The following is a 14,023-nucleotide window of genomic DNA, read 5'->3' on the forward strand; positions in this document are numbered from 1 at the left end:
TATGAACTAAGGAGACTCTTGCTAAAGCCACTCAAAATTTGTAATGGTTCGTTCGATTTCCGGGAACGAATCAATTAATTTAAGGGCATTCTGCAGTTCTTGCTCAGCCGAAACGCGGGCGGAGGATACAGCAGCGATGGCAATCTTCGTTCGCTGCCATACATCTTGATAGTCAACCTCTGAAACGGATACATTCAGTTTTTGCCTTAAACGGGAAATAATCCGCTGCAGCACAGCCCGTTTGTCTTTTAAAGAGTGTGCATCATAAATAATGCATTCACAGGCTGCTAGGCCAATCATCATTTACGTTCCACTTCCTCCATAATATATGCTTCAATGACATCTCCTTCTTTTACATCATTGAAGTTTTTAATGGTAATTCCGCATTCATATCCTTGTGCGACCTCTTTTGCATCATCCTTAAAGCGCTTAAGATCGTCGACTTCTCCTTCAAAAATAACAATTCCGTCACGAATTAAACGGACACCGCTATCACGAGTGATTTTTCCGTCGGTTACATAGGAACCTGCAATCGTTCCAATTTTAGAAACCTTAAAGGTCTGGCGAACTTCTGCCTGGCCAATAATTTTTTCTGCATACTCAGGCTCAAGCATACCCTTCATAGCCAATTCAATTTCTTCAATAACCTTATAGATAATGCGGTGCAGACGGATTTCAACACCTTCAGCCTCTGCTGCACGTTTCGCGTTAACATCAGGGCGCACATTAAATCCGACAACAATCGCGTTAAATGCAGATGCAAGTGTAATGTCAGATTCATTAATAGCTCCAGCGCCTGTATGAAGGATTCGAACATTTACGCCTTCGACATCAATTTTTTGCAGGGCTGTTGTAAGTGCTTCTGCAGAACCCTGAACATCCGCCTTGACAACAACATTCAATTCTTTCATTTCACCTTGTTTCATATGCTCAAATAAGTTATCTAAGCTTACACGTGTTTTTTCACTGCGCTGAGCCTGCAGTGCCGTTTGTGCACGTGATTCACCAATCTGGCGGGCTGTTTTCTCATCTGCTACAACCGCGAAACGATCCCCTGCCTGTGGCACGTCGTTTAAACCAGTAATTTCAACAGGAGTAGATGGACCAGCCTGTTTCACACGGCGCCCTAAATCATTCACCATTGCACGAACTCGCCCAAATGTGTTCCCGACTACAATCGGATCTCCTATTTTCAGTGTTCCATTCTGAACAAGGAGGGTAGCTACAGAACCGCGGCCCTTATCCAATTGCGCTTCAATGACTGTTCCTACTGCAGCGCGATTTGGATTTGCTTTATATTCTTCCACTTCACTTACTAATAAAATCATTTCAAGAAGATTGTCAATTCCTTCCCCTTTTAGGGCAGCAATAGGAACAAAAATAGTATCTCCGCCCCATGCTTCAGGTACAAGACCATATTCTGTCAATTCCTGCATAACCCGGTCAGGATTGGCTCCCTCTTTATCCATTTTATTAATAGCAACAATAATCGGTACTTCCGCAGCCTTGGCGTGATTGATCGCTTCAACAGTCTGCGGCTTAACACCGTCATCTGCTGCTACAACTAAAATAGTAATATCAGTAACCTGGGCACCGCGTGCACGCATCGTTGTAAATGCAGCGTGTCCTGGTGTATCTAAAAACGTAATTTTCTTGCCATTTTCAACAACCTGATAGGCACCGATATGCTGGGTAATCCCGCCAGCTTCTCCAGCTGTAACCTTTGTATTTCTAATGGAATCTAATGTAGTCGTTTTTCCGTGGTCGACATGGCCCATAATTGTTACAACAGGAGGACGTTCAGATAATACAGCATCTTCATCATCTGCGAAGTAGGTTTCCAAATCCGTTGCATCTATAAGAACTTCTTCTTCTACTTCCACACCATAATCACCGGCAATTAATTCGATGGCATCTTTATCAAGCTCTTGATTAATGGTTGCCATAACCCCAAGCATAAATAGCTTTTTAATAATTTCAGATGGTTCGCGATGCAGTTTCTTGCCCAGTTCGGCAACAGTTAAGGATTCGCTAAAAGTAATTTTTTCAGGAAGCTCTTTTTGCTTTTTTGGAGCTGGTGCAGCATGTGTCTGCTGCTGTCTTCCCTTTTGATTTTTGTTCTTGTTATTATTTCGGTTTTTATTTCTATTATTGTTACTGTTTTTATTAAAGGCTTTGTTTTCTTTTACTTGATTTTCCTGGTTAGTCTTTTTGCCTTCATTGACCTTATTAGAAGGTTTAACCACCTTTTTGGCTGGTGGCGCACTATCAATTTCATCATCAGCAGCCGCTGCTTTTGGTTTTACATTTACATGCTGCTGTTTCTGTCCTTGGTGCTGCTGGTTATTTTGCTTTTGAGGCTGATTTGCATTCTTGTTGCCAAAAAGTCCGTCTAATTTTTTAACGGCATCTGATTCAATTGTTGTCATATGATTAGAAACCTCAATATTTAAGTCTTTTAATTTCGTTATTACATCCTTGCTGGATACGTTATGTTTTTTTGCATATTCGTAAACGCGCATTTTACTCATACTTTCACCCCCGCTGGAATTAATCGAGCAACGACTTCAGTTTTTTTGCAAATCCATCATCTAAAACAGCAACAACGACCCTGGCTTCTTTTCCGATAGCCTGACCAAGCAGCTGCCTATTTTCCACTAGCTTATAGGGTACTTGATAGGATTTACACTTATCCGTTACTTTCTTCGCTGTATTAACAGAAGCGTCCGCTGATAGTAATATGAGCTTTGCTTTACCGTTTCTGATATCTTTGATTGTTAGATCTTCACCTGAAGTAATTTTTCGCGCCCGATTTGCTAAGCCAAGCAATGACATCCATTGATTTGAATTCATTAGGATAGTCGTTTCTCCTTCTCAATGAGCTCTAAAAGCTCTTCATATATGGAATCGTCAATTTGTGATTCCAAATGATTGGCTAGAACATTTTTCTTTTTTGCTAGTAATACTGCTTCTTTTTCCTTTGAAAGATAGGCCCCCCGGCCGGATTTCTTCCCGGTTGGGTCTACAGACACTTCCCCTTCTTTGGAGCGAACAATGCGAACGAGTTCTTTTTTCGGCTTCAATTCACCGGTTGCGACACATTTACGCATAGGAACTTTTCTAGGTTTGTTCACAGTTATTCACCTCTTCTTAATCCAGATCATCCTGGACATCAAAGTCTTCTTCATAATCTGTACTGTCAAAAGACAGCAATGCTTCTTCACGAGGATAAATGCCGTTCTCACGTGCTTCCGTTTCGGATTTAATATCAATCTTCCATCCTGTCAGCTTGGCAGCCAGGCGAGCATTTTGACCTCTTTTACCAATGGCCAGCGAAAGCTGATAATCAGGAACAATGACAGTTGTAGCTTTTTCCTCTTCACTTACAATAACATCAAGAACTTTTGAAGGGCTTAAGGCGTTTGCCACAAAAACAACAGGGTCTGATGACCATTTAACAATATCGATCTTTTCCCCTTTTAGTTCATTGACCACTGCCTGAACACGGGTTCCTTTTGGACCGACACATGAACCTACTGGATCCACCTCTTCATTTTCTGAGTGAACAGAAATTTTCGAACGGTCTCCTGCCTCACGGGCAACTGATTTAATTTCAACAGTTCCATCATATATTTCTGGAACTTCTATTTCAAACAGGCGCTTTAAAAGACCTGGATGTGTTCTGGAAACAAAAATCTGCGGTCCCTTTGTTGTCTTTTCTACCTTTGTAATGAACACCTTAATTCGGTCATGCGGCTTATAGTGCTCATTTGGCATCTGTTCATTAGCCGGAAGGATCGCTTCAATTTTGCCAAGGCTTACATATATAAACTTCGAATCCTGCCGCTGAACGATTCCCGTCATAATATCTTCTTCACGGTCAATAAATTCTGAATAAATAATACCTCTTTCGGCTTCACGAACTCTCTGTGTAACCACTTGCTTTGCCGTCTGGGCTGCGATTCGGCCAAAATCTTTTGGTGTTACCTCTAATTCCACGATATCTTCAATCTGGTAATTAGGATTAATTTTTTTCGCTTCTTCTATGGATATTTCAAGTCGTGGATCAAATACCTGATCAACGATTTCTTTACGGGCAAAAACTCGCATGGTACCTGTTTCAAGATTTAAATCAATCCGAACATTTTGTGCTTGGTTAAAATTTCTGCGGTACGCAGATACGAGTGCTGCTTCAATAGCATCAATAAGAACATCTCGTGAAATGCCTTTTTCTCTTTCAAGCAAAACAAGAGCATCCAACAATTCGCTGCTCATCAGACTTTTATCCCCCTTTAATCTCTTTCTTTTAGGCTTTAGGCTATATTACGAAAAAACCACTGCTAATCGAGCATTGGCCACTTTTTCATATGGAATATCAATCGTTTTTCTTCTTGTTTTTATTTTAATTTCTACGGTTACGGTTTGACCATTAAACTGTTTTAACATACCTTCGAAAACTTTTTCCCCGTCAATTGGCTCGTATGTCTTGATATAAACATTTTTACCAATTGCTTTTTCAAAATCTTTGTCATTTTTCAGAGGGCGCTCAGCTCCCGGTGATGAAACCTCTAAGAAATAGTTGTAGGGTATCGGATCCACTTCATCGAGTTTGTCGCTTAGTCTTTCGCTGACCATACCGCATTCTTCAATATCCACACCTGTTTCTTTGTCAATGAATACACGAAGAAACCAATCTTTACCTTCTTTGACGTATTCAATATCAACTAGTTCTAAATTAAGGTCATCTAAAATGGGAGTGACTAATTTCTCAACCGTTTCAGTCACCTTGCTCAAAAAAAATCCCTCCTTTATTCAATTGTTCATACTATGCTGGATTATTCCCTTAATTAAAGGATTAAAACAAATAAAAAACAAGCGTACACAACACGAAAGAGTGGGTTGCCCCACTCTTCATTTACGAGAGTTATTGATAGTATTTCCAATATGACTATACCATAACCATTTTGTTTATGCAAATACAATAGCTGTAGAGTCAAGGGGTTAGGCCCGTTGGTTTCCGCTTTCAGGCGCTCTAACCAGCTCAGTACTATCAATATCAATTTTCCTATTTGTAACAAACTTAAAACAATGACAGCTGATTCTGCTCTGGAAGAGATTCTAAGCAGCCATGGTTGTCTAGGTACTCTATGATGGTTTTAGAAACCTTACCTCTTTGCTGAAGATCTTCCTTAGAAAGAAATTCTCCTTGTTCTCTTGCCTTGACGATGTTAAGCGCCGCGTTTGTGCCAAGACCTGGGATGGCGTTAAACGGCGGAATAAGTGAATTTCCGTCTATAATAAATTCACTCGCGCTTGAACGGTACAGGTCAACTTTTTTGAAACTGAATCCTCTCTCTGTCATTTCCAGTGCAAGCTCCATAACAGTTAACAGGTTCTTTTCTTTAGTGGAGGCATCAAGGCCTTTTGCATTAATTTCTTCAATTAGCGCCTTGATTGCCTGTGGACCTTTAACCATGGTATCAACATCAAAATCCTCCGCCCTGACTGTGAAATACGCAGCATAGTAGTAGAGTGGATGGTGAACCTTAAAGTAGGCAATTCGGACAGCCATTAATACATAAGCAGCCGCATGAGCCTTAGGGAACATGTATTTTATCTTTTTACATGATTCGATGTACCATTCTGGTACTTTATTTCTGCGCATTTCTTCTTCCATTTCGTCTGTTAATCCTTTACCTTTACGGACGGATTCCATAATTTTGAAGGCAAATGATGGCTCTAGCCCCTGGTAGATTAAATAGACCATAATATCATCACGGCAGCCGATTACTTCACTTAGCGTACAAATTTTATTATGAATGAGTTCCTGGGCGTTCCCCAGCCAAACGTCTGTACCGTGTGAAAGACCAGAAATTTGCACAAGCTCGGAAAAAGTAGTCGGTTTTGTATCCTCAAGCATTTGCCGAACGAATCGTGTTCCGAATTCTGGGATTCCGAGTGTCCCTGTTTTACACATAATCTGCTCTTCAGTTACTCCCAATGGTTCAGGGCCGCTGAAAATTTTCATTACTTCCGGGTCATCTGTCGGGATGGTCTTTGGATCAATTCCGCTCAAATCCTGAAGCATCCTGATAACGGTCGGATCATCGTGTCCCAGAATATCGAGCTTTAAGATATTATCGTGAATCGAATGGAAGTCAAAATGGGTCGTTTTCCATTCTGAATTTCGATCATCGGCTGGGTACTGTATTGGCGTGAAATCATAGATATCCATATAATCTGGGACAACAATAATACCGCCCGGATGCTGTCCTGTTGTTCGTTTAACACCGGTACAGCCTGATGCCAAACGGTCAATTTCCGCACCTCTAAGATGCAGGTTGTTGTCCTGCTGGTAGGCCTTCACATACCCAAATGCCGTTTTATCCGCAACCGTGCCAATCGTACCTGCACGGTATACATATTCCTCACCAAATAGCACCTTTGTGTAATTGTGGGCGCGCGGCTGATATTCCCCGGAGAAGTTTAAGTCGATATCCGGCACCTTGTCCCCTTTAAATCCAAGGAAAGTTTCAAACGGAATATCCTGGCCATCTTTCACATATTTCGTTTTGCATTCCGGACAGTCTTTATCAGGCAAATCAAATCCCGAACCTACAGAACCATCATTAAAGAATTCAGAATGCTTGCACGATGGGCAGACATAATGCGGCGGAAGCGGATTAACCTCTGTAATTTCGGTCATTGTTGCCACGAGTGAAGATCCGACTGACCCCCGTGAACCGACAAGATAGCCATCATCTAATGATTTCTTAACAAGTTTATGAGAGATCAGATAAATAACGGCAAATCCATGCCCAATAATGCTGTTTAGTTCCTTTTCAAGTCGGGCTTCAACGATTTCCGGAAGTTCCTCACCGTAAATTTTTCTTGCCCTTTCATAGCTCATATTGCGGATCTCATCTTCTGCCCCTTCAATTTTTGGTGTATAAAGATCATCTTTGATTGGTTTAATTTCATCAATCATATCCGCAATTTTATTTGAATTTTCCACGACGATTTCCTTTGCCTTTTCTTTCCCGAGAAACGCAAAGGCATCCAGCATTTCATTTGTTGTCCGGAAATGGACATTAGGCAGACGGTGGCGGTTTAGCGGGTTGGCTCCGCCTTGGGAATTGATCAAAATTTTACGGTAGATCTTATCATTAGGGTTTAAATAATGTACATTTCCTGTTGCCACAACTGGAATCCCTAATTTATCTCCAAGCTTTACAATATTTCCGATAATCTCCTCAAGGGCTTTTTCATTCCTGACAAGCTCCATTTCTATTAACGGCGCATAGACCTCTTTTGGGTGAACCTCAAGATAGTCATAAAATGTTGCATGCTCCTCAACCTCATCTGGAGATTTCTGCATCATTCCTTCAAAAACCTCACCCTTGTCGCATCCTGAACCTACTAAAATACCTTCGCGATATTTTTGCAGCACTGACCTCGGAATTCTTGGAACCCGGTAGAAATAATCAATATGGGCAATGGAGATTAATTTGAAAAGATTCTTTAGGCCATCCTGTGTTTGTGCCATCAATGTGCAATGGTAAGGCCTTGCACGCTGATAGGCATTTCCCTGGCCCATATGCTCATTAAATTGGTCATGGTACTCAATACCTTTTTCAGATGCATCCTTCAGCATCTTTAATAAAAGGTAACCGGTTGCTTCAGCATCATAGATGGCACGGTGGTGCTGTGTCAATTCAACATCAAATTTCTTCGCCAATGTATTTAATCGGTGATTTTTCATTTCCGGATAGAGGAAGCGGGCCAGCTCCAGTGTATCAATAACTGGATTTGGCGCTTTTCCAATGCCAATTTTCTTATAACCGGTATTTAAAAATCCCATATCAAATGATGCATTATGTGCTACTAAGACCGCATCCTCCGTCCAATCATGGAACCTCTGGAAAACTTCTCCGACCTCTGGAGCATTTTCAACAAGATCGTCTGTAATGCCTGTTAAGTTAATCGTTGTCGCAGAAAGCGGATGGTGCGGGTTAGCAAATGATTCAAAACGGTCAATGATCTCTCCGCCTTGGATTTTCACAGCAGCCAATTCGATCACTGTGTCATATACCGCTGATAAACCGGTTGTTTCTACGTCAAAAACAACAAAAGTATCTTCATCAAGTTTGCGATGAACACTATTGTAGGCAATTGGCACCCCGTCATCTACAAGGTTCGCTTCAACCCCGTATAAGATCTTAACACCATTCTTCTTACCGGCGCTGTATGCCTCCGGGAATGATTGGGCAACTGCATGGTCTGTCACAGCAATCGCTTTATGCCCCCACTTTTTTGCCTGGGCAATCAGAGTGCCCACAGGAGTGACTGCATCCATTTGACTCATTGGTGTATGAAGATGAAGCTCAACACGCTTTCCATCTTCTGGAGCTGTATCCTGTCTTTCAACTGGTTTAATTTCATTTATATCATTTCCGATCATGACAAGGTCTCGAACGAAGGTGTCATTTTGCACACTTCCGCGCACCTTTAGCCACATGCCTTTTTTAACATGCTGGAAGATTTGCGCATCTTCTTTGTCACGTGAAAACATTTTAACTAGAATTGAGCTGGTATAGTCTGTGATTTTGAAAGTTAATAGTGTTCTTCCGCTGCGAAGTTCCTTCGTTTCTGCAGCAAAAACATAGCCTTCAATGGCAACACGGCGTTCTTCATCTATGATATCGTCCAGCTTCTTAAATTCAGCGTCGTCTTTAATGGTTAAACCAATCATGAGTGGACCCTGAAGGACAGGAGCTGCACCCGGAGCCGCTTCAGCCTCTTTCTTCTGCATTTCGATTAAAGCCTGCATGCCTCTTTCTTGATCTTCCTTTTGTTTTGCTTCGAGAAACTTCATATATTCCTCATTCGAGGATTCAGCTTTTACAGCGGTATCAATACTCAGCATCGGGAAGCCGAATGTTTTATACACACCTGAAATGAGGTCTGCGTATTTTCTTTTGATTGAGAGGCCTTCCATATCATTATGGACGTTAATGATGAGTTTGTTTCCTTTGATTTCCGGTATTTGTTCATGTAAAAGTTTAAGAATTGGCGGCGACATGCCATCGATTTCCCTAATGCAATGCTGCCAGTATCCTGAAATAAGATCTTCGTCAAATTGCTGGTTATTTACATCAATGGTGTAAGCGATATTTGCAATATGTGAGAAAGATTTTTCTAATTGCGTGGTGAAAATATTAAAAACATTGTACGGCAGTATTTTTTCGAATGAAAAATGAAAATGCCATGTCTTTGCTTGTTTTTCAATAACGACTCGATTGATTTCTGCTTGATAAAAATGCTGCACAAATGGATCGTCAGTTAATTGCAGCTGCTGGAGCAAGAGCTGGAATCTCTCTCTGTTTCCTAAAGATTCACCCATTAACCTCTCTCCCCTCTAGGTATTGACAAGCTGATTTCCACTCCAGGCACTTCGCTTTCCGGGGGGCGTTTGTGAGCCTCCAGGAGTCTGCGTGCCTGCAGTGAAGATCAACTATATTTGCGTCTTTCAATTCAATCCTTTAATAACTCAATATAAAAGTAATAAACGAATCCTATTATAACATGAACGAACAAAAAACGGACTCCTTAGTTCGGAATCCGTTTTTTGTTTAAATTATAAGAAGAATCTCTGAATGTCATTCCATGTGACGACTAGCATTAACAGCATTAATAGGGCAAAACCGATGAAATGAACTAAGCCTTCCTTGTGTCGGTCAATTGGTTTTCCTCTAACAGCTTCAACAGCAAAGAACATTAACCTTCCGCCGTCTAAAGCTGGTATTGGAAGCAGGTTCATTATTCCAAGGTTGATGCTCAAGATTCCTGCCCACTTCATTAAGTAGAATATACCTGATTTTGCTACCGTATCTGTTGAAACATAGATTCCGACAGGACCTGATAGGGCATCAATGGAGAATTGGCCTGTGACTAGTTTTCCTAGCATCACAAAGATCTCTTTCGTCCACTGGTAGGTTTCCGTCGCACCGCTCACAATTGCTTTCAATGGATTTTGTTCCATCGGGCTATATACGCCGATAACCCCTATCTTTTGACCTTCTTCCAATTCCTGTGATTTTGGAGTGACTGGGATGATCATTTCTTTCCCGTCTCTCTCTAATGAAAATTCAAGCTCTTTATTCGGGTTGTTGCGAATGATTTCAACAACATCAGTCCAGCTTGTTATTTCAGCACCACTGACACTTTGAATTATGTCTCCTTCTTGGAGGCCGGCTTCTTTAGCTGCCCCATCTGCAGTCAGTTTTCCTAACTCTGGGTCATTTGTCGGCACCCCTTGCATTAATCCAATTAATACAAAAACAACAAAGGCCAGAATAAAGTTCATCATTGGACCTGCAAAGATAGCCATTGCCCGCTGGCCAAGTGTTTTGGATGCAAACTGGCGATTATATGGTGCAATCAGCGTTTCAATGCCATCTTCCACAATCAGGGCACTTGAGCTTATCTGAAAGGTCTGGATTTTTTCTTCTTCATCGCCTTCAACATACCCTTTAATGACTAGATCGTGTTCAATATCAGCATGCTCAACTTCAACCACTCTTGCCTCAGGGAACTTTTCTTTGTTATTTAAGATGATTTTGCTTACTTCATCATTCTTATTAAATAAGAGGCCTACACGATATCCAGGCTTAATTTCAACCATTTCCGGATCTTCCCCGGCCATTCGGACATAACCGCCAATTGGGAGCAGGCGAATAGTATAAAGAGTTTCCCCTTTTTTATGCGAAAAGACCTTGGGCCCGAAACCGATGGCAAATTCACGGCAAAGAATTCCGGCTCTTTTGGCAAAAACAAAGTGTCCTAATTCATGAAAAAAAACAAGAGCTCCAAATATGATAATAAACGCTATAACTGTGCTCAAAATATAACCACCTTTTTTTAGAGGTTGTTAAAATCAAAACCCCCTGTATCAATTTTTTATATAAGGGATTCGACGAATTTTCTTGTTTCCATATCAGCTTCTTGGATAGAAGCAAGATCTGGATGCTTGATGTTTTTATGAATACTTAAAGCTCTTTCAATTAAATCCTCGATTTGCAAGAAAGTTATTTTTCTTTCCAGAAATGCAGCCACTGCTGCTTCATTTGCTGCATTCAGTACGGTTGGCATGGTTCCGCCAGCTCTTCCTGCCTCATAGGCATATTTTAAACAGCGGAATCGTTCAAGATCCATTTTTCTAAAATGCAGCTGGCCGATTTCTGCGAGGTTCAGCCGATTCCCGCTCGGCAGCGGAAGCCGGTCTGGATAGGACAAAGCAAACTGAATAGGAACTCTCATATCAGGTGTTCCTAACTGGGCAATGACACTGCTGTCGTGAAACTCAACCATGGAATGAATAATGCTCTCTTTATGCATAAGAACATCGATTTTGTCATAGCTCATTGAAAATAGCCAATGTGCTTCAATAACTTCCAGCCCTTTATTCATCATGGTAGCCGAATCTATTGTTATTTTAGCACCCATTGACCAATTTGGATGGTTTAATGCATCTTCAACGGTGACATCTGCCAGTTCATCGCGTGTTCGGTCACGGAAGCTTCCTCCCGAGGCCGTTAGGATTAATTTCTCAATATTTTTTTCTTTCTCCCCCTGCAGCGCCTGAAATATAGCAGAATGCTCACTATCTACTGGGAGCAATGGCACCTGATGCCGTTTAGCCTCTTCAATGACCAGGTGGCCTGCTGTAACTAATGTTTCCTTATTAGCTATAGCAATGGTTTTTCCCTCTTTAATTGCCTGGAGGGTTGGTGTCAGCCCAACACTGCCAATGACGGCATTTACAAGGATATTCGCTTTATGATAAACGGCAGTTTCGATCAGTCCGTCTTGTCCAAATACAAAACGGGTTCCGGGGAAATCTGCCTGCAAGTTTTCTGCTGCTGATTTTTCCAATGTGGAAACAAGTTCTGGCTGGAAATCCTTAATGATTTTTCTTGCCAGCTCTAAATTTCGCCCGATGGACATGGAAACTAGACGAAATTGTTCTGGGTGTTCTTTTATTATGTCTAATGTCTGGGTCCCAATGGAACCAGTAGCGCCTAACAAACTTATATATTTCATTTTATTCAACTCCTGCTTAAAAAAAGCGTCAACGAACAAAAAAAGAATTCAAATTATAATAAATAAATAAAATGCATTAATGGCAATACAAATAATAGGCTGTCAAAACGATCTAATATCCCGCCATGACCTGGAAGAATATTGCCGGAATCTTTCACCCCATAATGGCGTTTCAGCGCAGATTCTACAAGATCGCCTATTTGTGCAAAAGCAGACAATACAATCGTAATGATAATCAGCTGCAAAAAGGCTGCATTTATATCTGTAAAAATCAAAAATATCACCGCAACGATCAGAGCACAGATAATTCCGCCGATGGAACCCTCAATGGTTTTGTTCGGGCTAATATCCGGCCATAGCTTTCGCTTTCCTATAGCTCGGCCAATAAAATAGGCTCCGGAATCGGTTGCCCAGATGATAAAAAGAGCGAAAAAGACATAAACTAATCCTTCATATCGAGTTTCAATAAAATAATAAAACCCAATTCCTACGTATAATGTCGCCAGTATCGAGAAAGCAACATCATCAAAGGTAAATCTGTTTTTTGTTGCCACTGTATATGTAAGAAATAACAAAACAGCAAGCAAGGCAAACTCAATCTTTGAAAAATGAAGGGCACTTATCATCCCTTCATATTGAGTTGGCAATAGAAAAATCCACAGCAGAAGCATAGATATAATGCCTGGAAATGAAAAAATATTTAAATTCCTCATTTTCAACAATTCATACAATGCTACCGAAGCTAGGAGATAGGCTAAAATAACTACGGGCACACCGCCATAAATAACAACTGGCAGGAATATGACACCAAAAAATACGATCGCTGTTATGATTCTTTGCTTCATCTAAATTTTCACACCTTTGTTATACTCCACCAAACCTTCTTTGCCGGTTTTGGAAGACCTCAATCGCTTCGACAAAATGTTCTTCAGAAAAATCTGGCCATAATACATCTGTGAACCAAAACTCTGTATATGCCAGCTGCCAAAGCATAAAATTGCTTAAGCGGATCTCTCCGCTTGTGCGAATTAATAAATCCGGATCTGACAAACCCTTCGTCATAAGATAGGATGAGAAGAGATCCTCATTTATTTCATTTTCGTCTAGTATACCACTTTTACAATCATTTAAGACACGCTTTACCCCTTCAATAATTTCGGCTCTGCTGCCATAATTGAGAGCAAAATTAAGAATCAGGCCTTCGTTGTCTTTCGTATCATTTATCGCTTTTTCGACTGCCCTTCTTGTATGTGGAGGCAGCATGTCCTTTTCACCTATCATGGCCACACGCACATTTTCTTCTACCAGTTCCGGAAGAAAGGTACCTAGAAACTCTTCAGGCAATTTCATTAGATAGTCTACTTCCATTTTTGGCCTTTTCCAGTTCTCGGTCGAAAAAGCATAAAGGGTAAGTGTTTGTATACCAAGCTGATTTGCCAATTTCGTAATTTTTCGTACCACCTTCATGCCTTCGTGATGCCCAGCAATTCTTGGCATAGCCCTCTTTTTTGCCCATCTTCCATTGCCGTCCATAATAATCGCTACATGTGATGGTACTTTGAGCTCTTGAATTTTACTGATTCTTTCGCGGAGTTCAGATGAATTGTTTTGATTTTTCCATCGTTTGATTTTATTTAACATAAGACTGCTCCTTTAAGATAGGTTAATCTTACCTCCGACTTGCGCCAAGAGCTGAAGTTAGAAATCCAGGCGCCCTGAAAGCTTTTACAAATAATGAGGCATCCACAAATTTACACATGATATAATCATACCAAAAATATAAGAACATATCTTTATAAAAAGATTATGTATGAATGACAAAATTAAGAATATGTAATCATTGTTTATATTAAACAAATACGAAATAGAATGAAATGATACCAACAAAGATAAAAAACCCCCTAAGCCTAGAGGGTTCCCT

Annotated in this window: 11 protein-coding genes; all 11 read right to left on the reverse strand. The window is 40.8% G+C overall.

The window, feature by feature from the left end; genetic code table 11:
* Positions 1-21: 21 nt before the first annotated feature.
* Entirely contained in the window at positions 22-300 is a 279-nt protein-coding gene (locus AC1Q59_RS07015) for a DUF503 domain-containing protein (RefSeq protein WP_492365364.1), read from the reverse strand.
* Complete coding sequence (infB, locus tag AC1Q59_RS07020) at positions 300-2,531, reverse strand: translation initiation factor IF-2 (protein ID WP_492365081.1); 2,232 nt, start codon at positions 2,529-2,531, stop codon at positions 300-302. Before infB ends, AC1Q59_RS07015 begins: the two co-directional genes overlap by 1 nt.
* Positions 2,532-2,550: 19 nt before the next feature.
* Positions 2,551-2,853: a YlxQ family RNA-binding protein gene (locus AC1Q59_RS07025; RefSeq protein ID WP_492365082.1), complete on the reverse strand. Its 303-nt coding sequence runs from the start codon at positions 2,851-2,853 to the stop codon at positions 2,551-2,553.
* Positions 2,853-3,134: an RNase P modulator RnpM gene (gene rnpM / locus AC1Q59_RS07030; protein WP_492365083.1), complete on the reverse strand. Its 282-nt coding sequence runs from the start codon at positions 3,132-3,134 to the stop codon at positions 2,853-2,855. The genes AC1Q59_RS07025 and rnpM overlap by 1 nt, the downstream gene beginning before the upstream one ends.
* Before the next feature lie 16 nt (positions 3,135-3,150).
* Positions 3,151-4,275, reverse strand: coding sequence for a transcription termination factor NusA (gene nusA / locus AC1Q59_RS07035; RefSeq protein ID WP_492365084.1), 1,125 nt, complete (start codon positions 4,273-4,275; stop codon positions 3,151-3,153).
* Positions 4,276-4,323: 48 nt separating this feature from the next.
* Entirely contained in the window at positions 4,324-4,794 is a 471-nt protein-coding gene (gene rimP, locus AC1Q59_RS07040; protein WP_492365085.1) for a ribosome maturation factor RimP, read from the reverse strand.
* A 286-nt stretch (positions 4,795-5,080) separates the two neighbouring features.
* The gene (locus AC1Q59_RS07045; protein ID WP_492365086.1) at positions 5,081-9,403 is read right to left on the reverse strand and encodes a PolC-type DNA polymerase III; all 4,323 of its coding nucleotides are present in this window, start codon (positions 9,401-9,403) and stop codon (positions 5,081-5,083) included.
* A gap of 234 nt (positions 9,404-9,637) precedes the next feature.
* Positions 9,638-10,903 carry an RIP metalloprotease RseP gene (gene rseP, locus AC1Q59_RS07050; RefSeq protein ID WP_492365087.1) on the reverse strand — a complete coding sequence of 422 codons (1,266 nt, stop codon included), beginning with the start codon at positions 10,901-10,903 and terminating at the stop codon, positions 9,638-9,640.
* Between the two features lie 56 nt (positions 10,904-10,959).
* Positions 10,960-12,102 carry a 1-deoxy-D-xylulose-5-phosphate reductoisomerase gene (locus AC1Q59_RS07055; RefSeq protein ID WP_492365088.1) on the reverse strand — a complete coding sequence of 381 codons (1,143 nt, stop codon included), beginning with the start codon at positions 12,100-12,102 and terminating at the stop codon, positions 10,960-10,962.
* 53 nt (positions 12,103-12,155) lie between these two features.
* Positions 12,156-12,947 carry a phosphatidate cytidylyltransferase gene (locus AC1Q59_RS07060; protein WP_492365089.1) on the reverse strand — a complete coding sequence of 264 codons (792 nt, stop codon included), beginning with the start codon at positions 12,945-12,947 and terminating at the stop codon, positions 12,156-12,158.
* 19 nt (positions 12,948-12,966) lie between these two features.
* Positions 12,967-13,743 (reverse strand): undecaprenyl pyrophosphate synthase, encoded by a 777-nt coding sequence (uppS, locus tag AC1Q59_RS07065; protein ID WP_492365090.1) that lies wholly within the window; start codon positions 13,741-13,743, stop codon positions 12,967-12,969.
* Positions 13,744-14,023: the final 280 nt, after the last annotated feature.

It is taken from the genome of Cytobacillus sp. MT66 (genome assembly GCF_058792595.1).